Origin of the sequence: Halapricum desulfuricans (genome assembly GCF_017094525.1) — an archaeon.
Lineage (GTDB): Archaea > Halobacteriota > Halobacteria > Halobacteriales > Haloarculaceae > Halapricum > Halapricum desulfuricans.
Genome location: NZ_CP064788.1, coordinates 777470 through 796008 on the forward strand (window position 1 = coordinate 777470; position 18539 = coordinate 796008).

The window sequence follows — 18539 nt, forward strand, 5'->3', positions numbered from 1 at the left end:
GTACAAAATGGGACGATAATAAAATTCCTTTATTCCCCCATCGTAACATTCAATATGCATGATCAGCCTAAAATCAGGGTGCACCACGAGTCAAAGATGTAGATGTACCTTCGGACACCCACCTCTTCTTCCAGTTCTGTGGCCATCTCTCGGGGGCGATCGTACGTACTTTGTCTCCTTTCTCGTACTGGCGAAACACCAGTGAATAGGATGTTTTGTCGTCAGTGTAGAGCGAGTAGATAAGATTCCGGCCCCAAACTGGTTGGTCGTCAGTGACGCTGATGAGGGTATCGTCACGGCATTTACCGACGAAAATCGCAATCACCAACTTGATTTTGTTCACGTCAGCCGGACGCTTGACTACAACCTCTGGGATGACGGTGTGTTCTCTCTGGACCAGCGGAACGAGATCGTCTCAGAGGTGATCGACGAGGTGTTCCATCTGAAGAACTCGGTCGCCAAACACCGTCCAGATGAAGGGTTCGCGGCGATCCACGGAATGATCACTGTAACCTCTGAATATCTGGAAGGAACCTCTCGATCCAGTCAGCAGCGAAGCTGAGCCGATGGCTCAGAAGGAACGTCTCGGTGACGAACTCTCTGAAGTGGTCTTTCCCTTCGAAGATGGTTGGTGAAATCTCAGTCGATCACATCGACAGCCGCGTAATCTTGTCTGATGGCGGTGAATTAGATCGAACTGGTTGTGGAGCGTCTTCGAAGCGCGGGTGGGCGTGATTTTCGGGATGGACCGTCGCTGTCGGCGGCGGACTGCCGCCGACGCGACAGCGTCGCCACTCACGACCGCTGTCCGGACCGGTGGACAGCTACCGGAAGAACCGGTCGTCGAGTGACTGGTTCGCTGGAACAGCTCTGCGCACACCAAGCGCTGTCCAGGCGGCCCGCAGCACCATCTCACAGAACTCCGTGAACGACCACTGCCAGAGGCGGCGCCCCCCGCAGCGGGGCGCCGCCACGTACTTCCAGTGGAGATACCGCCAGCTGTTCTGAAGCAACAGACTCACGACGAACATCACCAGCCGTAGTCCAGCGTCCTGAGAACTGGTGAATGCGAGGCTCTGCTTGGCTAATCGGTAGCTCGACTCGATGCCGAAGCGTTTGCTGTAGTGCTCTCGGGCATCCCGTGGCGTGTCGATGAACGGCGCGTCAGCGGCGTAGCCGTGACGCGCCACCCCGTGTTCGTCGTATCGTCCCTGCTGGTAGACGCAATCGATGAACACGGGAAAGGTCACCTCGCCGGCGAGATCGTGTTCGATCTCGCGGCTCCAGCCTGTGCTGAGTTCCTCTTGAATCGTCTCGCCTCACTTGACGATCGGCATTACGTAGGCGTAGTTGTGCGCAGACAGCAGTCCGAGACAGGTGCTGTTGTAGAATCCGCGATCGAGGTAGACGGCCTTGACGTCGAGGTCAAGGCCGTCGAGGAGTTCAAGAAACTCAGCGAGGACATCACTGGTGGTGTCGCCAGCGACGAGCTGGCGCACCGCCAGCGTGTACCGCTTGTTACGCACCCGCGCGTAAAGGGTCGCATACGCGTGAAATGCCGTTGTTCCCCGTTTCGCTTCCGAGAAGTACAGCGCTTCTGTTTCGTCTTCGTCGCCGTAGTAGGGATCGAGGTGGAGGTCGGCTAATGATCAAGGAAACTTTTGCAGATTGAGGAACTTCTGACACCAGTCTTTTGCAAAACTGATTCGCTGTGTTACCTGATCGAACACGTCCTTGACGAGTTCGTGGAACTCGTCTTCGTCCTCGACGATGATCGGTGCCATCGTCCACTTGAGGTATTTCCAGACCTGCTCGATTGGGTTGAGATGCGGTGATCCTGACGGAAGGAAGATGAGATCGATCCCGAGTTGATGGGCACGCTTGCGCGTGTATTCACAGACGTGTGAACCGTGCTTATCCAAGACGAGCAGAATCCGCTTGCCGGGATTCTGCTCGCGGACCGCTTCTAACACCTCGCAAATCCGTTCCTTCTCCTCGGTTTCTTTCCAGCGAACCGTACTCTCCCCGTTCAGTGCGTAGAATCCAACCGCCGACTCTTCTGTCTTGACTAACGGCCGTTCGACGTGTGGATCGTCTACGTACCAGACACGGCGAGAATTATCGTACGGCTGCGGCTGTGACGCATCGAAAAATCCCAGAACAGTTCCACCATCTGTACAAACATCGTCGTCAACAGTCCACCCTTCTTCGTCGTCTCCTTCCTCTCTGTTGTGAGGGCCGTCATCCTCGTCGAGCGCGTCGGCGACGCGCTCGTCGAGAATCTCTTCTGGATTTTCCGGCCGATGTGGACGCTTCGGACGGGGTTTTGCGTAGGACAAGCCCAGATCACGGAGAAATTTCCCGAGGTAATCCGGATGATATTCGACACCGAACTCGTCTTTGAGAAGATGCTGAATCTCCTGTGATTTCCACGGTTGGCCGTCCCGAAGCATCTCTAATAGCTCTTCTTGTTCGTCTTCGTCGAGTTTCGGGGGCCGACCGCCCCCGAAACTCGGCATCAATCCCTCAAGCCCACCTTCGTTCCAGGCGTCCGCCCACCGCCTCCCGGTCGCTGCCGACCGTCCCTCGCGGTCGGCAGCTTCCGCAATCGAATCGCCGTAATAGAGGTTCTTCAGAAACCCGAACCGCCCTTTCCGACGATCGTCCTCGGCTTCACGAAGTAACTCGTCGATTTCCTCCTCCGAAAGATGATACGTGATCTCTTTTCGACGCTCTCCGCTCATTGCTTTGTAATCGAACGCGACCGACAAAGGTTTTCTCGCTCATTAAACGACCTCCACCGGTCGATCCGGCAGTGTCTCAAGCGCATCTCGTTGGAGGAGCGAGTCTCCAACCGCCTCAACAGTATCAAGATCGAACTTGTCGGTGAGATGTCCCCGGACAGTGTTGGCGTGCGGTGAGTCGTCTGTTGTTTCGCAGACGTGGTTGATCGAGGTCCCGCCGGCGCTGGCGCCGGCGAGGACCTCGTACAGTTTCTCCGTCGTGACTTCGACATTCTCACCGAGATCTATCGCAAGTTCCTCGTCAAGGCTGTTGACGACAAAATTAAGCAGCTGCTCTTCCTCTATCTCGTTGTCTGCTTGGTTGGCTTCCACACTCCTCCCAAGCAGACGCTTACTCTAACCCGATGTGATCGACTGAATCTCGCGCTTGGGGTCTTTTCACAGCGGTTCGATCGCGTTCAGCGTCGGCGAGTACAGCGGGATGAAGACGAACTCGATGCCGAGTTCGTCGGCCCGTTGTTGGGTGAGGTTCGCATGATGGGAGCCATAGCTGTCCGCCACGAGCAGAATCTGGCCCCGCGGATTCTGCTCGCGGATCTCCTCAACGATCGTCTCCTTGACTAACCGATCTTTGTACGTGATCACGCTCTGGCCAGTTAACGCATAGAAGCCAATCGACCGCCATGGCACCGCTACTAACGGTTTCTCTATCTGGACGGTGCGATCGTACGACCACATCCGCTGAGAGTTCTCGAAGGGCTGTGGCCACGCCTCATCGAAAGGCTGTGTCGAATCACTAGACTGCGGCGGAACGAGTCAGTAAATCAAAGGCGTTGAAGCGGGAGACCTGAGTTGTCCATGACACAAATCTCCCGCTTCATCGGAGAAGTTGTGCCGATTGCTAAAAGAGTCACTGGTGATGGTGACGAATCCGCCGCCCTAACGCGGGCGATCTGCGGTCTCTAGCCGCCGACAAAGGCTATGACAAGCAGTTACTCCGTGAATCACTGCGCGATATCGACATTAGACTGCTGATCAAACATCGTATCTTCGCACCGTACGACCACGCGCACAACGCCAGAATCGACGAACAACGCTACAATCAGCGCTCTATGACGAGACTGTGAACTCCGCAGTCAAGCGCTCGCTCGGATTCGCCGTGCGAGCACGTTCATGGTTCCGTGAATTCCGAGAGATTGCCCTGATGTGTGTCGTTTACAATATCAAGCGAGCCGTGAAACAGTGAAATCCAACGCCTTACAGCGATTCAACACAGCCCGAGTTTCACAACGAGAGCCAGAAGTTTCATCTCGGATCGAGCCTCCGGAAAAGTAACTTCGCGGCCACGGGTCCGAACGTTGAGGGGTGCCTGCGGAGCAGGTATGTCGCCCACTCAATGTGCTCTCTCGTACTCATACCGATACCTGTATCCTCGTCGAAGTGAGGCACAGATTTGCGATCTAATCGCCTGACAGTCCCACCGACTTTCTCAACACGAATCGCGAAATCTGTATCACCACCGTGATGTCTCCGCTCGTCGAAACCCCCGACGCGCTCCCAGAGGTCACGGTGAAAAATCAGGAGCCGTCCGATAACCCAGCGGAGTGGAAGAAAGTCTGCCAATCCTGCCAGCGTCATTCGATCTATTTCATTGATTGTTTCGACAACAAGGTCAGACGGGAATCGTATATCGTCGTCGGCGATTACGATCCAGTCCGACGCCGCCGCTTTCACGCCTTCGTTTCTAGCGACATTCAGCCCCTCGTCACGGCGGACAAGTACCTCCGCCTCTACTGGAACCGTCTCCAGCGTCACTACTGAATCTCTGTTCGTCGGTACGACGACCGATATGTCGTTGAAGTCGATCATAATTCTATATTGTCTCTATCACAAGCCTTGATGGATATTTTGTCGACCCTGAAAGACCGATTCGATGTTGGATGTGACTGTATCCCACGACGTAGTGGAATCCGATTCGGGTTTTACTTTCGTTGCTTCGGTTATAGCATTGCTAACGTCTTTTGGGTCATTGGACTGCACCCCAATCACAGCAGGTGATTCGGTCCACTTCTCGAGAGCACCGTGTCGCCTGACGACACATTGTGTACCTGAAGCCAGTGCTTCGGCAACGGTCATCCCGTAAGCCTCGAACGTTGATAGTGTTAGGTAAACACGAGCACCGGAATAAAGGCTTGGGAGACGGTCGTCGCGGACATGACCCAAAAAGTCGACCCGGTCCAAGACGCCTTCCTGACGAGCCACCCGCACCAGTTCGTCTCGATACGGGCCGCTCCCGGCGATCACCAAATCGTACTCGGGTAACTCCGGTAACGCTCGAATCACATATTGTATTCCTTTGTACTCTTCAAGTCGACCGACACACAGCAAATATGGCTGTTCACGCTCTTCGGGGTCTGCGTTAGCAAATCGATCAATATCCAATCCATTCGGAACCACGGTTGCATCAACCTCGAAATCCTCGTGTAGCTGTTCCCGCTCCCACTCGCTCACGGCAATCACAACATCTGCCTGCTTGACTATCCACTTTCCGAGTGGTCGGTATACTCTTAGCAATCGATCCCGGTATGCGCTCGCACTACCGCCGTGATAGTGTGTCGTCACGATGAACCGTTCGTCACTGACACCCAGTGCAGCGAACAACATAGGAAACGCATGATAATTATGAGCGTGCACGACATCTGCCTCAGTACGACGGACAGCCCACGCCATCTGTGGCGCGACGTAGAATGCATTACCCATACTGAAAGACCGAAACCGCTGTACGCGAACTCCACCATCGAACTCGCTGGATGGAACGTCTGAACCGGCATCTGCACTAAACACGGTCACATCGTGTCCACGGTCGACAAGTCGCGTCGCGATCTCGCGAACGTGCGTTTCCACACCACCAGTGCGTGGCGGATACCGGTGCGTAACGAACAGGATCTTCATTCGAACGCCTCTCGAAGCTCTTGATCCACGTCCCACGTGCCGTCGCCGTTCCCGCGCAGCAGCTCCACGCTCGCCCGGAGCAGCGACACCTGCGTATCGAATATCGAATAGAGCGGTTGCAGCGGCCCGAGCAAGTCCTTCTGGCCGAGATAGACGAACCCGCCCACTGCAACGGGCAACGCGAGCCCAGCGATACCGAACAGCGACACTGCGGCCCCGGTTCCAACGACCAGCGTCACCGCCAGCAACCACGGCGAGACGATCATAAACCACCAGTTGAACGGCAACACGACTGTCCCGTAGCGGCTGTACTTCCCCAGCGCGTCCCGATGCTGCACCAACAACCGAATCAATCCCATCCCGCGGCGGTCTTTCTGCTTGCGTCGCTTCCGGAATGCCGAATGAGAGGCTTCCATATATCGTACGGCGGGGTCGAAGATGACTCGCTTCCCCTGTCGACGTATTTTCAGCGCCAACTCGGTATCGTCGGCCAGAGAGTTCGGATCGATCGGGACGATCGCGTCGTTTTCGAACGCCGAAAACGGCCCGTGGAAAATGAGCGTCGAATCGAGGTGTGACTCCAGTTGCTGGATGTGTGACTGGATCCCTCGATACCCCGATTCGACTTCGCTCCCGCCGAGCACGTCGACGTTTTGTCCCGTCACGGCGGCCACGTCATCGTCCGCGAGGTTCGCGACGGCTTCCCGGAGGACGTCGTCCGGCAGCTTCGAATCGCAGTCGGTTTTGACGACGATCTCGTTCGAAGCCGCCTCGTAGGCGTCGTTGAGCGCGGGTGCGAGCCCGCGGCGTTCGTCTTCCTCGAGAAGCACCAGTTCGGGCGACGCCAGATCGGAGAGGTAGTCCTGAATGATCTCGACGGTCTCGTCGGTCGAGGAGTCGACAACGACGAGTTCGATTTTGTCCATCGGGTACTCGAGCGCCAGCAAGTCATCGAGTTTCGTCGCAACGATCTCGGCTTCGTTGTACGTCGGGAGGACGATGCTCACTGTCGGCTCCCAGTCCTGCTTGTCCGCCGGCGAGCCCGCTGGCCGGGCCCACGCATAGATGACGAGATACCAGACGTACGGGAGTGCCGTCACCGCGAGCAACCCGAGGGCGACCGCAGAGAGGAGATTCATGCCGCTAGCTTCGACAGCTCCGGATAAAATTCCTCCGCTATATCGGTTTCGAGAGTGCACTACAAGCCCGCTTCGTATCGACTGCAGAACTCACAAAACGCAAATCGAACAGCAGTCCGTCCGCAAACCCGTGCAGGACAGTCTCATACTGCCGGCTGTAACAAACTGAAGGAATTCGCCACCCCGGGGTGGCGAATATCTTTACGAACTTACAGCCGGCAGTATCAGTCCCGGGTGGGGACGCGACCGACGATCAGGCGTCGAGGCCCAGATCCTCGGCGCGTTTGTCGATCCACTCCTGCAGTTCCTCGATCGCGGCTTCGCCCTTCTCCTCGTCTTTGAACAGGTGCTTGAACCGGCCCTGCGGCTCGAGCCACTCGTCGATGGGCTCGCGGTCGCGGATCTTGTTGACGCTGGTGATCTCGCCGTCTTCCATCTCGAAGACCGGGAACAGCCCCGTCTTGACGGCCATCTCGGCCAGTTCGACGGTCTTCGCGGAGTCGAAGCCCCAGCCGACCGGACAGGGGGCGTAGACGTGGAGGAACTTCGGCCCGTCGATCTCCAGGGCCTTCTCGACTTTCTGCTTGAAGTCGTGGGGGTTGGAAATCGACGCCGTCGCGACGTAGGGGACGCCGTGATCGGCGGCGATCGAGGCCATGTCCTTCTTGTTGGTGTCGTTGCCGATGCTCTCCTTGCCGGCCGGCGAGGTAGTCGTCTCGGCACCGAACGGCGTCTGGCTGGAGCGCTGGACGCCGGTGTTCATGTACGCCTCGTTGTCGTACATGATATAGAGGACGTCGTGGCCGCGCTCCATCATGCCCGACAGCGCGCGGAAGCCGATGTCGGCGGTCGCGCCGTCGCCGCCGATAGCGATGATGTTGAGGTCGTCCTCGTCCTGCACGTCGAGGTGGTCGGGGTCGCGCCGGTCGAAGGCCTGATAGGCGGCCTCGACGCCCGCGGCGACGCTGGCGGCGTTCTCGAAGATGTTGTGGATGTAGCTGGTGCCCCAGGAACTCTCGGGGTAGGGCGTCGAGATGACTTCCATACAGCCGGTGGCGTTGGCGACGATCGTGTTTTCGCCGGCGGCTTCAGTGATGTATTTCATCGCCAGCGCGGGGCCACAGCCGGCACACGCGCGATGGCCCGGGTTCCACAGTTCGTCGTCGTGCTCGAGCTGGTCGGTGTAGTCTTGCTCTTCCAGGTCGGAACTCATAGGTCATCCCCTCCTTCGAGGAGTTCGGGACGCAGTTGCGGCCACGATTCGCTCTCTTTGAAGCTCATCTGCGGCGTCGCGGTCTTGACGTCCTCGACGATCTCCGCGATGTCTTCGGGCTTGACGTCACGGCCGGCCATCCCCAGCACGTAGCTCTTGATGGGGGGCTGGCTCTCGGCGTGGTAGAGCGCGCCCTTGATCTCGCCGGCGAAGGCGCTCTCGTAGCCGGGGGACATCTCCTTGGTCAGCACGGCGACGCTTTCGGCGTCGGCCAGCGCGTCGCGCAGTTCGGGGGCCGGGAACGGCCGGAACACGCGGGGCCGGACCATGCCGACCTTCTCGCCGTCCTCGCGGTAGGCGTCGACGACGTTGCGGATGGTGCCGGCGATCGACCCCATCGCGACGACGATGTGGTCGGCGTCGTCGGCGTAGTAGGTGTCCAGCATGCCGCCGTACTCGGTGTAATCGCGGCCGAACACGTCGCGGAACTCCTCGACGGCGTCGGCCCAGACCTCTCGCGCGTCCATCATCGCGCGCTGGATCTCGTAGCGGCTTTCCGTCCAGTGCTCGGGCCGGGCGTAGGCGCCCATCGTCTTCGGATCCGAGGGATCGAGCGTGTACTCCGGATCGCGCGGCGGGAGGAACTCGCTGACTTCCGCCTCGTCGGGGATGTTCGCGGGTTCCTGGACGTGCGTCAGGATGAAGCCGTCGAAGTTCGACAGCGCGGGCAGGTTGACCTGCTCGGCGACGCGGAAACCAAGCAGGACGTGATCGATCGCTTCCTGAACGTCCTCGGCGTGGAACTGGAGCATGCCGCCGTCCCGTTCCGCGAAGGCGTCAGTGTGGTCGGCCCAGATCGACAGCGGGGCCGACAGCGACCGGTTGGCGACCGCCATCACGATCGGCAGGCGCATCCCCGCGGCCGTAAAGAGGGGTTCGCTCATCAGCTTCAGGCCCTGACTCGAGGTCGCGGAGAACGCGCGAGCGCCGGCCGCCGACGCGCCGATGCACGTCGATGCGGCGTTGAACTCGCTGTCGACCTTGATGAACTCGCTGTCGAGTTCGCCGTCGGCGACCAGTTCGGAGAGCTTCTCGACGACGCCAGTCTGGGGCGTGATCGGGTACGCCGAGACGACGTCGGGGTCGGCGGCCATGACGCCTTTGGCGACCGCCGACGTCCCCTTCATCACTTCCTGTTCGTCCGAGGGGTTCTGCTGGTTTGCTTGCGCCATATTATCTCTCCTCCCGTACCATTTCGATCGCGTCGGTCGGACACACTTCCGCGCAGATGCCACAGCCCTTGCAGTAGTCAAGATCGAACGCGTAGAAGTCCTCGCCCTCGACCGGCTTTGCGGCCTGGTCCGGACAGTACGTCTCACACTGACCGCAGTTGATACAGGTGTCCGGGTCGACGACCGGCTTGTACTCCCGCCAGGAGCCGGTCTTGTTCGCGCGGGACGTGTTCGGTTCCGCGACGACGCCAGTCGTGATCTTCAGGTCTTCGTATGGGTCTTGCGTGTCGCTCATGCGTGTACCTCCGTGTACGCGTCGGTCGTGGCCGCGACGTTCTTCTGGCCGATCTCGCCCTCGAACTTGCGGGTGATGACCGCCTCGAGGCTCTCGGTGCTCAGTTTGTCAGTCGCGCCCGCGAAGGCCCCGAGCAGCGCCGTGTTCATGATCGGCCGACCGAGGTTCTCGAGCGCGATCTCGGTCGCGTCGACGGTGACGATCTCGGCGTCGGTGTCGATGGCGACGTCCTCGGGGTCGGCGTCCGTGTTGACGATCAGGATGCCGTCGTCGCTGAGCCCTTCCGTCACGTCAACGTACTCCAGCAGGCTCGTGTCCTGAACGATGACACAATCCGGCTGTTCGACGTGGCTTCGCTCGGTGATCTTCTCGTCGCTATACCGTACGTAGGCCTCGACGGGCGCTCCGCGTCGCTCGACACCGAACGACGGTGTCGCCTGCGACCAGATGCCGTCCTCGTGGCCTGCCTGTGCGAGCAGCTGGGCAAGCGTGACCGACCCTTGCCCACCGCGTCCGTGAATTCTGATTTGATACATTGTGTGTCCCTCCGGGATGAGATGGCCCCGTAATCGTTCCGACGTAGATCGTCGGTCTATGAGCCACCGTACCCTCTCATATGTTCTCCACCCATTCACCATTTGACCCCCAAAATACGGGGTGTTTAAGAGATAGGGGGAATATGCTTCAGGAACGTTCATCATTGTAGGGAAAACCGTTACAGTTTTTCGAATTATCAATTATCAACTTTTCTCCCCCCTCGACCCCGATAGCGGCCGATCTGGGATCGAGAGCGCCAGTCTTCACGGGCAGAACGCTCCCGAGAACGGCGATCGGGATAGCTGACCGGACCCCCAATATATGGGTATGGTGTGTGGTACATCGTGGCGCAACCGCAAACGACTGATACTGGTGGCTATACGTTCGTAACGATATCTGGCACGACGGCGTGCCAGATCAGTTCGAAATGGTATAGCCACCAGTATGATACGGTCGGTTGTACGTCTGTTCCAGATCGATCGGGTATGCGATCGTACCGGTAACTCGTTACACCCGACCGTATGACGCCGGGAAATATTATAATAAGATATATTATATTAGGATAGATGTGATATCCAGAAACGCGCGTTTCAGTCCGGACGACCACTGTCGATTCGTGTTACGACCGATCTTTAATGAACATCCCTTTGATATATCCGGTCAGATCCGCCAACGTTATACCCTAGCCCCTGTCAGAGGGTGGTATGACTTTGCACGCCAGAGAGATAAACCAGGACGTCAGGGAACTGGGCGAGCTCCTGGGATCGGTCATCAAACATCAAAGCTCCGAGGAGGCGTTCGACCTCGTCGAGACGGTGCGCAACGCGGCGATCAACTACCGGCGCGGCGACGCCGACAGTCGCGACCCGATCCACGACACGCTCGATCGGCTGTCTCCGGAAAAGCAGGACGTCGTTGCACGTGCGTTCACGACCTACTTCGAACTCATCAATCTCGCCGAAGAGCGCGAACGCGTTCGGGAGATCCGAGAGGGCAGTCAGGACGGCGTGCTCGGCGACAGCGTGGAGGAGACCGCCGAATACCTCTACGAGCACGACGTCGACCCGGAGACCGTCGAGTCGATCCTCGAGGACGTGTTGATCCAGCCGACGTTCACGGCCCACCCGACCGAAGCGCGGCGCAAGACGGTCAAGGCGAAGCTCCGTGACATCGCCGGCAACCTGGAGGAACTGGACGAGGTACGGCTGACGGAAAACGAGGACCGACGGGTCCGCCAGAACGTCCGCGCGCAGGTGACGAGCCTCTGGCAGACGCCACAGGTCAGAGACCGCCGGCCGGAGGTCACCGACGAGGCACTGAACGTCCAGTGGTACCTCGAGAACGTCCTGTTCGACGTCATCGACGAGGTCTACGAGGAGTTCGAGTGGGCGCTTGACGACGTCTACGAGTCCGAGATCGACGTGCCCAAGCTCTACGAGTTCCGCTCGTGGGCCGGGTCCGACCGCGACGGGAACCCGTACGTGACCCCCGAAGTCACCGCCGAAACGCTCGAGCGACAGCGCGACGTCGTGCTCCCGCTGTACCGTGACCGACTGAAGGAACTGTCGGGCGTGCTGACACAGGACGGCCGCCAGATCGACGTCGGAGAGCGCTTCCAGGAGCGACTCGACGCGCACCGCGAGCGGCTGCCTGGTATCGCTGCCGAGGCCAAAGAGCGCTATCCGAACGAGCCCTACAGACAGAAACTCAAGCTGATGCGCGAGTCGGTGCTGCGGGTTTCGGACGTCCGCTCTGGCGGATACAGCGACGAGGATGAGTTCCTCGAGGATCTGCGAGTGGTCGCCGACAGCCTCGAACGAAACGGCGCCGGCCAGATCTCCGAAACCTACGTCGAGCCCCTGATTCGGAAGGTCGCGACGTTCGGGTTCAGCCTCGCCAGCCTCGACCTGCGCGACCACCGCGGGATGCACACCGACGCGATCGCTGAGGCGGTCGACCAGCAAGAGGACATCGACTACAAGGGCATGGACGAACAGGAGCGCCAGGAGTTCCTGACCGAGGCGATCCTGCAGGACGAGCCGATCATCGACATCACGGACAGAGCGGGGCTCTCCGACGACGCCGAGCGCGTGCTCAGGCGCTTCGAAGAGGCGGCCAACTGGCAGCAGGAGTTCGGCGTCGACGCGATCGACACCTACGCGATCAGCTGGTTCGAAGAGCCGAGCCACGGGCTGGAGGTGCTGTTCCTCGGCGATCAGGCCGGGATCGTCGACCTGCCGGGCTACTGTGGGTTCGACATCGTCCCGCTGCTCGAGAGCGAGTACGCGCTCTCGGGCGCACGGCGGATCATGGGGACGCTGTTCGAGAACGAGGCCTACGCACAGGCGCTGGAGGCGCGCAACGACACCCAGGAGATCATGCTGGGGTATTCCGACTCCAACAAGGAGAACGGCTATCTCGCGGCCCAGTGGTCGCTGTACCGCAACCAGAAGCGACTTGCGGCGATCCACGACGACTACGATATCGACCTGCGGCTGTTCCACGGTCGCGGGGGTTCGATCTCCCGCGGCGGCGTGCCGATGCACGAGGCGATGCTGGCGCTACCCAACGAGACCTGCAACGGACAGATCAAGTTCACCGAACAGGGCGAGGCCATCTCCGAGAAGTACGCCAACGACAGTATCGCCGAGCGGAACCTCGAACAGATGGTCAACGCGCAGGTCAAGGCGCGTCACAACGCGATGCACGAGCCGATCGAGGAGGTCCCCGACGAGTGGATGTCGGCGATGGAAACCGCGTCCGACGCCGCCCGCGAGGAGTATCAGGGACTGCTGGAGACCGACGGGTTCGTCGAGTTCTTCGGGCAGGCGACGCCGATCGGCGTCATCGAGGACCTGAACCTCGGCTCCCGGCCCGCCTCGCGAAGCGGCGAACGCAGCGTCGAGGACCTGCGCGCGATCCCGTGGGTGTTCTCCTGGACGCAGGCCCGCTGTATCATCCCCGGCTGGTACTCGCTGGCGTCCGGGATCGAGGCCTACCTCGAGAACGGCGGCGACGTCCAGACGCTCCAGACGATGTACGAGGAGTGGCCGTTCTTCAACACGATCCTGGACCACGCCGCGCTGGCGCTTGCCCGTACCGACATGGAGATCGCCCAGCAGTACGCCGACCTGGCCGACGACGAGTTGCGCGAGAAGATCTTCCCGACCATCCGGAACGAATACGAGAGCGCAGTCGATCTCGTCCTCAAGATCACCGGTCGCGACGAACTCACCCATCGTGACTGGCTCGAAGAGAACCTCGAACGCCGCAACCCGTACGTCGACCCGCTGAACCTCCTCCAGATCCGGCTGCTGGCCCAGAGCCACCTCACCGAGACCGAACAGCAGACGCTGCGGCTCACTGTCCACGGCATCGCTGCCGGGATGAAAAACACCGGATAACGCCGTCGCGGTCCGTCTGGCCCGCCGCTGCAGTCGTTCGCCCCACGCCCGTTCGTCGCCGCCAGCCGGAATCTTCTCCGGGGTATAATTCTACACATAGAAGTGGGCAAAAATAGAACCATTTATTTACGTCCGGGTAAACATATCCGACAGGAATGACGCTTCATACGATCCTGCTGGCAGTCGGACCGGACGACAACCACCGCGCGGAGGAGCTCGCCGAGGCCGTCGTCGAGATCGGGAAACCGGCCGACGCGGAGGTCGTCATCGGTCACGTGTTCACCGAAAGCGAGTTCCGGCGAGCGGCCGAGCGCCTGGACTTCGACGACGACCTGGCAGACCCCAACGAGGTCGCAAAGCGCCACCAGACGGTACGGACGATGACGGAGCTGCTCGACGAGGCCGGCGTCGACTACACGATCCGCGGAGAGGTCGGCGAACACGCCGAGGAGATCGTCGAACTCGCGACGAAAGTCGAGGCCGATCGCGTCGTCGTCGGCGGTCGCAAGCGCTCGCCGACCGGCAAGGCCGTGTTCGGATCGACCGCGCAGGCGGTCATGCTCGACGCGCCCTGTCCGGTGACGTTCGTGCGCGGCGAAGACAAAGAGTAGCCGATCAGTCGATCAGCGCGGCTTCGATGAGTTCGAGCGGGTGGCGGACCTCGTAGCCGGTGCCGTGTTCCATCTGGCTCGCACAGGTGGGACACTCGGTCATGCCGGTCGTCCCCTCGGATTCCTCCATGTGCTCGAACATCTCCGAGCCGATCTCCATCGACTTCTCGTATTTCTCGGACTTCCAGCCGTAGGTGCCCGAGATGCCCGAGCAGGACTCGCCGACGTCCTCGACCGCGACGCCGTCGAGATCGCGGAAGAGCTCGATCGCCTGGCGTTCCAGCCCCTGATTGCGGGCGTGACACGGCGCGTGGTAGGCGAACTCCTCTTCGAGTTCGCCCGAGACTTCGGCCGCTTCGAGTTCCTGGCGGACGTCGGTGTGGATCCGGAGGTACTCGACGGCGTCGTAGGTGTGCGCGGCGAGGTCGTCGATCCCGTCGATGTCGAACAGCTCGGGGTACTCGTTGCGCAGCGCCATCGAACAGGAGGTACAGGAGGCGACGACGTCGGCCCCCTCCTCGATCGCGGCCGTGAGTTCCTCGACGTTGGTCTCGGCGTGGCGGCGGGCGTCGTCGAGCATCCCGTTTGCGAACATCGGCGTCCCCGAGCACTTCTGGGGCGGGACCATGACCTCGTAGCCGAAGTGCTCGTAGATGCGGACCAGTGCCTTCGCGACCTCGGGCGTGTTGTAGTTCGAGTAACAGCCGTGGAAGTACGCGATCTTCTTGTCGTCCGAGTGGACTTTCGCGCCGCCGCGTTCGGACCACCACTGGCGGAACGTCTGGGTGGCGAACTCGGGGAACTCCCGCTCGCTGGGGACGTGCAGCACCTTCTCCATCGCCCACCGGACCGGACCGAAGTTCATGAAGAAGTTTGCCGTCCGCGGGAACATGCTCGCGAAGTACGCGGAGGTCCGGTAGTTGGCGAGGATCCGGTTGCGGATGTACTTGACCGAGAGCTTCGACATCTGGTTGTCGACGTACTCCCCGCGGGCGGTGTTGTGCATCTGGGCCAGATTGACCCCGGAGGGACAAGACGTATCACACCGAAGGCAGTTCGAACACTCCGAGATCGACGGATCGATCTCGTAGTCGTCGTCCGTCTGTTTGAGCCGCCACTGTTCGGGGCCCTGGAACTTCGGCCCCGGGAAGTCGTCGTCGACTTCCGCGACGGGACAGTTAGTATCACAGGTCGAACACTTGTAACACGAATCCGCGCCGGGACGGAGGTCGAAATCCTCGTCGTCGGGGAAGACCTCGAGCGGTTCGTATTCCTCGCCCGTATTCGGTACGACTGGGTCGAACTGCGTTGGGTCTCTAGCGTCGCTCATTGTGCCTCCTGTGCCGCGAGACGGCCAGCGTGATATCCTGTCGCGATCGAGACGCCACTGCCGGATTTCTCGGCGGCGAAGTCGTGCCCACCGAGGACCGAACCGGCGGCTCGCAGGTTTTCGAACTCCGGCGAGCCGCCCGAATCGAGTGGCCGCAGTTCGGTGTCGGGATCGACGCCAAATCCGGCGAACGGGTGGTCACCGAAGACGGCCTCGTCGAACCAGTCGTATCGGTCCTCCGAGTGTTCGACATGACAGTCGAAGATCGGTTCGTAGACGTGCTCGCGGTCGGACTCGACGCCCTTGCCGACGAGGCCACCGGTGGCGAGCACGAACTGGTCGGCGCTGTAGGGAATCCGCGCGCTCTGCTTGTCGACGTAGACGGTCTCGACGCGGTTCTGTCCGTCAAACGAGACGACGGGGTTGCCGCTCTCGAAGTTGCCGCCGGCCTCGTCGAACGCCTCGAAGAGCCGATCCTCCAGTCGGACGCCGGGTAGCGACGGTGGCGTCGCCGGCACCTCGAAGACCTCGACGCCGAGCTCCGCTTCGAGCGCTGCCCGGACGCCGGCGGCGTCGGCATCGCCGAGGACTGCCGGCAGGCCGACGCGCTTTTCGTCCTCGATCAAGGGGTTGAGGCGTTCGACCAGCGCGTCCCGGGCCCCGCGCTCGCGGCCGCGCACTTCGACGGGACCGTTCTTCTCGAGCAGTTTCGCGTATCGGGTCACCTTGGCGTCGTCCTGGAGATCGCCGGGGAACTGGATCGTCTCCCCGCGCACGTCGAACGGCACGCCCGCGGCCTCGAGGTGGGCCGCGACGTGGGGCGCGTCGAAGTCGGGCATCGCCTCGAACCCGACCAGCAGGAGGTCGCGGTCGTCGCTGGCGAGCCCGGCGGCCGCACCGTCGGGGTACCGAGCGGTCGGCTTGACCGTCCCGCCGTAGGTCGGCAGCAGGGCATTGGTGTCCGTGTGTCCGCCCCGGTAGGTGTCGACGACCTCGTCGAACATCGACATCGCCTCCCTGACAGTATCCTCGCCGAGGAGCCGATACGGGTGCTCGTCGGGGAGTTCGGGGATGGCGCTGTAGGGGTCAGTCAGTGGCCCCTCACCGTCTGGGGTGTACCCGAGTACGTCGATCAGCCCCGACGCCTGCCGGAGCGTGCTCTGTTTGTACGTGACCAGTCGCACGTCAGCGCCCTCGCGCGCGGCCGAGATCGCACTCGACAGCCCCGCGAGACCGCCGCCGATCACCAGCACGTCCGATTCAATAGCCATCCCGCTCACCCCCGTCGGCCGCGACGTCGGCACCGCCCGGCTCGCCGGAGGCGTCGGCCCCGGCGTCGAACGCGGCGAAGTCGATCGGCTCGCCGTCTGCGGGGTCGTTGTCGCGGTTTTGGGTGGTCGCGTGGAGCGCGTAGTTCAGCATCGCCTGGGAGAGTTGCTGGCCCCAGAGGGCGTGGCGCTGGCCCTTCCAGCGCTCCTGAAGCAGTTCGTCCCAGGCCTCGCGGGCGACGGTTTCGTCGAAGGTTTCGCCGTCGACGTTGGCCTCGTGGAGTTCACTCGCCAGCCGGTGGACGCACATGCCGCCCTGACAGTTGCCCATCGAGGCGCGGGTCCTGATGCGGACGGCGTTGAGATCCGAGCCGGACTGCTCGATGGCGTCCTGGACCTCCGCGCGCGTGACGCCCTCACACTCACAGATCACCGGGTTCGGGTCGTCGGTCGTGAGCACCTCGTCCGCGCGCGAGCCGAGTCGCTCGACGCTGCGCCGCCCGACCGGCGATCGAAGCCCGAACTCCTCCATGTAATCGCGCAGGACCGAGAAGTCCTCGCTGCCCGGCAGCGGTTCATCGGCGGTCCGGCACTCGCGCTCGATGCCGAACTGCTCGCAGACGTGGTCGCTGATCTTCTCGGCCATCAGCCGGTAGGTCGTGAACTTCCCGCCGACGATGCTCGTCATGCCCGGCAGGTCGTCGCGCTCTTCGTGGTCCAGCAGGAAGAAGTCCCGCGTGATGTCTGTCGGGTCCTCGCTGCCGACGTCCGGCGGTTCGTACAGCGGGCGCACGCCCCAGAAGGAGCGGATCGTCCGCGCCTCATCGAGCATCGGCACGAGTTCCTTGAGCGTGTCGATCATCAGGTCGACTTCCCACTGTTCTTCGGGGTAGTCCTCGGGGTCCTCGACCTCCTCGTCGGTCGTCCCGAGGATCGCGGTCGTCTCGTGGGGCACGACGATGTCGGCGTCGCCCTTCGGTCGACAGCGGTTGATGACCGTGTCGACCTGCCGGATGTTCATGATCGTCATCACGCCTTTCGACGGTCGGACCTCGATATCGACGTCGGCCATGTCGCCGATCTGTCCCGCCCAGGCCCCGCTGGCGTTGACGACGTAGTCGGCGCGGATCTCTTCGGTCCCGCCTTCGGTCCCGTGGACGCGGATCCCGGGGCCGGACTTGTGCTCGACCTCGACGCCGACGACCTCGCCGTCCTCGATCAACAGGTCGGTCACCGGCGAATGGGTCTCGATACGCGCGCCGTGCTGTTCGGCGCTGGCGGCGTTGGCGACCACGAGCCGGAACGGATCGATCGCCCCGTCCGGCACGGCGATGGCCTTGTCGATGTCCTTCGCGAGGTGTGGCTCGCGCTTGCGCGCCTCCTCGCCGGAGATTACTTCCGCCGGGATGTCACACTCCCGGCACCCGTCGAGTTTCTTCTGGAAGTACTCCTCCGAGTCCTCCGGGCGCTTGACGAACATCCCGCCGGTCATCTCGACGCAGTGGGATGCGATGTCTCGGAGGACGCGATTCTCCTGAATACACTCCTTCGCGCTGGCCTGATCGGAGACGGCATAGCGGCCGCCGCTGTGAAGCAGGCCGTGCATTCGGCCGGTCGTCCCGTGGGTGAGGTTTCCCTGCTCGACGAGCGTCACGTCCAGATCGCGCATCGCGAGATCGCGCGCGATACCGATACCGGTCGAACCTCCGCCGATCACGACAACGTGTGGTGTAGAAGCCATTCGATGAAGCCACATCTGTCCTGAACGTACTTTATTGTTACTACTATTCCCGAACTGCCGATAAAGAAATGAG

General features: G+C 61.2%; 14 protein-coding genes and 5 pseudogenes. 4 read left to right on the forward strand and 15 right to left on the reverse strand.

The features are described 5' to 3' along the window. Window positions 1-83: 83 nt before the first annotated feature. Window positions 84-259 (reverse strand): annotated as a pseudogene (locus HSR122_RS03995) (IS701 family transposase); the annotation flags it as partial. 6 nt (window positions 260-265) lie between these two features. Here HSR122_RS03995 and HSR122_RS04000 point away from each other — a divergent pair. Next, window positions 266-538 (forward strand): annotated as a pseudogene (locus HSR122_RS04000) (ISH6 family transposase); the annotation flags it as partial. A 286-nt stretch (window positions 539-824) separates the two neighbouring features. On the opposite strand, the pseudogene HSR122_RS14990 reads toward HSR122_RS04000, so the two are convergent. The 4 genes and pseudogenes from HSR122_RS14990 to HSR122_RS04020 all read right to left on the reverse strand — a co-directional run. Further along, a pseudogene (locus tag HSR122_RS14990) lies at window positions 825-1643 on the reverse strand (ISH3 family transposase); the annotation flags it as partial. A 6-nt stretch (window positions 1644-1649) separates the two neighbouring features. Further along, complete coding sequence (locus HSR122_RS14995; protein ID WP_229112176.1) at window positions 1650-2744, reverse strand: IS630 family transposase; 1095 nt, start codon at window positions 2742-2744, stop codon at window positions 1650-1652. A gap of 45 nt (window positions 2745-2789) precedes the next feature. Then, a pseudogene (locus tag HSR122_RS04015) lies at window positions 2790-3116 on the reverse strand (ISH3 family transposase); the annotation flags it as partial. A 66-nt stretch (window positions 3117-3182) separates the two neighbouring features. Beyond that, window positions 3183-3389, reverse strand: coding sequence for a transposase (locus tag HSR122_RS04020; RefSeq protein ID WP_229111398.1), 207 nt, complete (start codon window positions 3387-3389; stop codon window positions 3183-3185). Window positions 3390-3670: 281 nt separating this feature from the next. On the opposite strand from HSR122_RS04020, the pseudogene HSR122_RS04025 reads away from it, so the two are divergent. Next, a pseudogene (locus tag HSR122_RS04025) lies at window positions 3671-3990 on the forward strand (transposase); the annotation flags it as partial. A 59-nt stretch (window positions 3991-4049) separates the two neighbouring features. Here the strand turns inward: HSR122_RS04025 and HSR122_RS04030 are convergent. The 7 genes from HSR122_RS04030 to HSR122_RS04060 form a co-directional block, all read right to left on the reverse strand. Beyond that, on the reverse strand, window positions 4050-4613 hold the full coding sequence (locus tag HSR122_RS04030; protein WP_229111399.1) for a glycosyltransferase family 2 protein: 564 nt from the start codon (window positions 4611-4613) through the stop codon (window positions 4050-4052). An 18-nt stretch (window positions 4614-4631) separates the two neighbouring features. Then, window positions 4632-5696 (reverse strand): glycosyltransferase family 4 protein, encoded by a 1065-nt coding sequence (locus HSR122_RS04035; RefSeq protein WP_229111400.1) that lies wholly within the window; start codon window positions 5694-5696, stop codon window positions 4632-4634. Then, on the reverse strand, window positions 5693-6835 hold the full coding sequence (locus tag HSR122_RS04040; protein ID WP_229111401.1) for a glycosyltransferase: 1143 nt from the start codon (window positions 6833-6835) through the stop codon (window positions 5693-5695). Before HSR122_RS04040 ends, HSR122_RS04035 begins: the two co-directional genes overlap by 4 nt. A 253-nt stretch (window positions 6836-7088) precedes the next feature. Then, on the reverse strand, window positions 7089-8048 hold the full coding sequence (gene porB, locus HSR122_RS04045; RefSeq protein ID WP_229111402.1) for a pyruvate synthase subunit PorB: 960 nt from the start codon (window positions 8046-8048) through the stop codon (window positions 7089-7091). Further along, a complete protein-coding gene (locus HSR122_RS04050) occupies window positions 8045-9280 on the reverse strand; it encodes a pyruvate ferredoxin oxidoreductase (protein ID WP_229111403.1) in 1236 nt (411 codons plus the stop codon). The genes porB and HSR122_RS04050 overlap by 4 nt, the downstream gene beginning before the upstream one ends. A gap of 1 nt (window position 9281) precedes the next feature. Continuing rightward, a complete protein-coding gene (locus HSR122_RS04055) occupies window positions 9282-9575 on the reverse strand; it encodes a 4Fe-4S binding protein (RefSeq protein ID WP_229111404.1) in 294 nt (97 codons plus the stop codon). Further along, complete coding sequence (locus HSR122_RS04060; protein ID WP_229111405.1) at window positions 9572-10111, reverse strand: pyruvate ferredoxin oxidoreductase subunit gamma; 540 nt, start codon at window positions 10109-10111, stop codon at window positions 9572-9574. Before HSR122_RS04060 ends, HSR122_RS04055 begins: the two co-directional genes overlap by 4 nt. 705 nt (window positions 10112-10816) lie before the next feature. On the opposite strand from HSR122_RS04060, the gene ppc reads away from it, so the two are divergent. Together ppc and HSR122_RS04070 are read left to right on the forward strand one after the other, a co-directional pair. After that, window positions 10817-13516 (forward strand): phosphoenolpyruvate carboxylase, encoded by a 2700-nt coding sequence (gene ppc / locus HSR122_RS04065; RefSeq protein ID WP_229111406.1) that lies wholly within the window; start codon window positions 10817-10819, stop codon window positions 13514-13516. A 155-nt stretch (window positions 13517-13671) separates the two neighbouring features. After that, window positions 13672-14127 carry a universal stress protein gene (locus tag HSR122_RS04070; protein WP_229111407.1) on the forward strand — a complete coding sequence of 152 codons (456 nt, stop codon included), beginning with the start codon at window positions 13672-13674 and terminating at the stop codon, window positions 14125-14127. Between the two features lie 4 nt (window positions 14128-14131). Here the strand turns inward: HSR122_RS04070 and HSR122_RS04075 are convergent, their stop codons facing one another. The 3 genes from HSR122_RS04075 to glpA are packed head-to-tail and all read right to left on the reverse strand — an operon-like array spanning window position 14132 to window position 18466. Beyond that, the gene (locus HSR122_RS04075; protein WP_229111408.1) at window positions 14132-15457 is read right to left on the reverse strand and encodes an anaerobic glycerol-3-phosphate dehydrogenase subunit C; all 1326 of its coding nucleotides are present in this window, start codon (window positions 15455-15457) and stop codon (window positions 14132-14134) included. Next, window positions 15454-16728 (reverse strand): glycerol-3-phosphate dehydrogenase subunit GlpB, encoded by a 1275-nt coding sequence (gene glpB, locus HSR122_RS04080; RefSeq protein ID WP_229111409.1) that lies wholly within the window; start codon window positions 16726-16728, stop codon window positions 15454-15456. Before glpB ends, HSR122_RS04075 begins: the two co-directional genes overlap by 4 nt. Next, window positions 16718-18466, reverse strand: coding sequence for an anaerobic glycerol-3-phosphate dehydrogenase subunit GlpA (glpA, locus tag HSR122_RS04085; RefSeq protein ID WP_229111410.1), 1749 nt, complete (start codon window positions 18464-18466; stop codon window positions 16718-16720). Before glpA ends, glpB begins: the two co-directional genes overlap by 11 nt. Between the last annotated feature and the right edge of the window lie 73 nt (window positions 18467-18539).

Coding starts and splice junctions, on each gene's coding strand:
- HSR122_RS14995 (WP_229112176.1), bottom strand. CDS start 2,744: ATGAGCGGAGAGCGTCGAAAAGAGATCACGTATCATCTTTCGGAGGAG.
- HSR122_RS04030 (WP_229111399.1), bottom strand. CDS start 4,613: ATGATCGACTTCAACGACATATCGGTCGTCGTACCGACGAACAGAGAT.
- HSR122_RS04035 (WP_229111400.1), bottom strand. CDS start 5,696: ATGAAGATCCTGTTCGTTACGCACCGGTATCCGCCACGCACTGGTGGT.
- HSR122_RS04040 (WP_229111401.1), bottom strand. CDS start 6,835: ATGAATCTCCTCTCTGCGGTCGCCCTCGGGTTGCTCGCGGTGACGGCA.
- porB (WP_229111402.1), bottom strand. CDS start 8,048: ATGAGTTCCGACCTGGAAGAGCAAGACTACACCGACCAGCTCGAGCAC.
- HSR122_RS04050 (WP_229111403.1), bottom strand. CDS start 9,280: ATGGCGCAAGCAAACCAGCAGAACCCCTCGGACGAACAGGAAGTGATG.
- HSR122_RS04055 (WP_229111404.1), bottom strand. CDS start 9,575: ATGAGCGACACGCAAGACCCATACGAAGACCTGAAGATCACGACTGGC.
- HSR122_RS04060 (WP_229111405.1), bottom strand. CDS start 10,111: ATGTATCAAATCAGAATTCACGGACGCGGTGGGCAAGGGTCGGTCACG.
- ppc (WP_229111406.1), top strand. CDS start 10,817: ATGACTTTGCACGCCAGAGAGATAAACCAGGACGTCAGGGAACTGGGC.
- HSR122_RS04070 (WP_229111407.1), top strand. CDS start 13,672: ATGACGCTTCATACGATCCTGCTGGCAGTCGGACCGGACGACAACCAC.
- HSR122_RS04075 (WP_229111408.1), bottom strand. CDS start 15,457: ATGAGCGACGCTAGAGACCCAACGCAGTTCGACCCAGTCGTACCGAAT.
- glpB (WP_229111409.1), bottom strand. CDS start 16,728: ATGGCTATTGAATCGGACGTGCTGGTGATCGGCGGCGGTCTCGCGGGG.
- glpA (WP_229111410.1), bottom strand. CDS start 18,466: ATGGCTTCTACACCACACGTTGTCGTGATCGGCGGAGGTTCGACCGGT.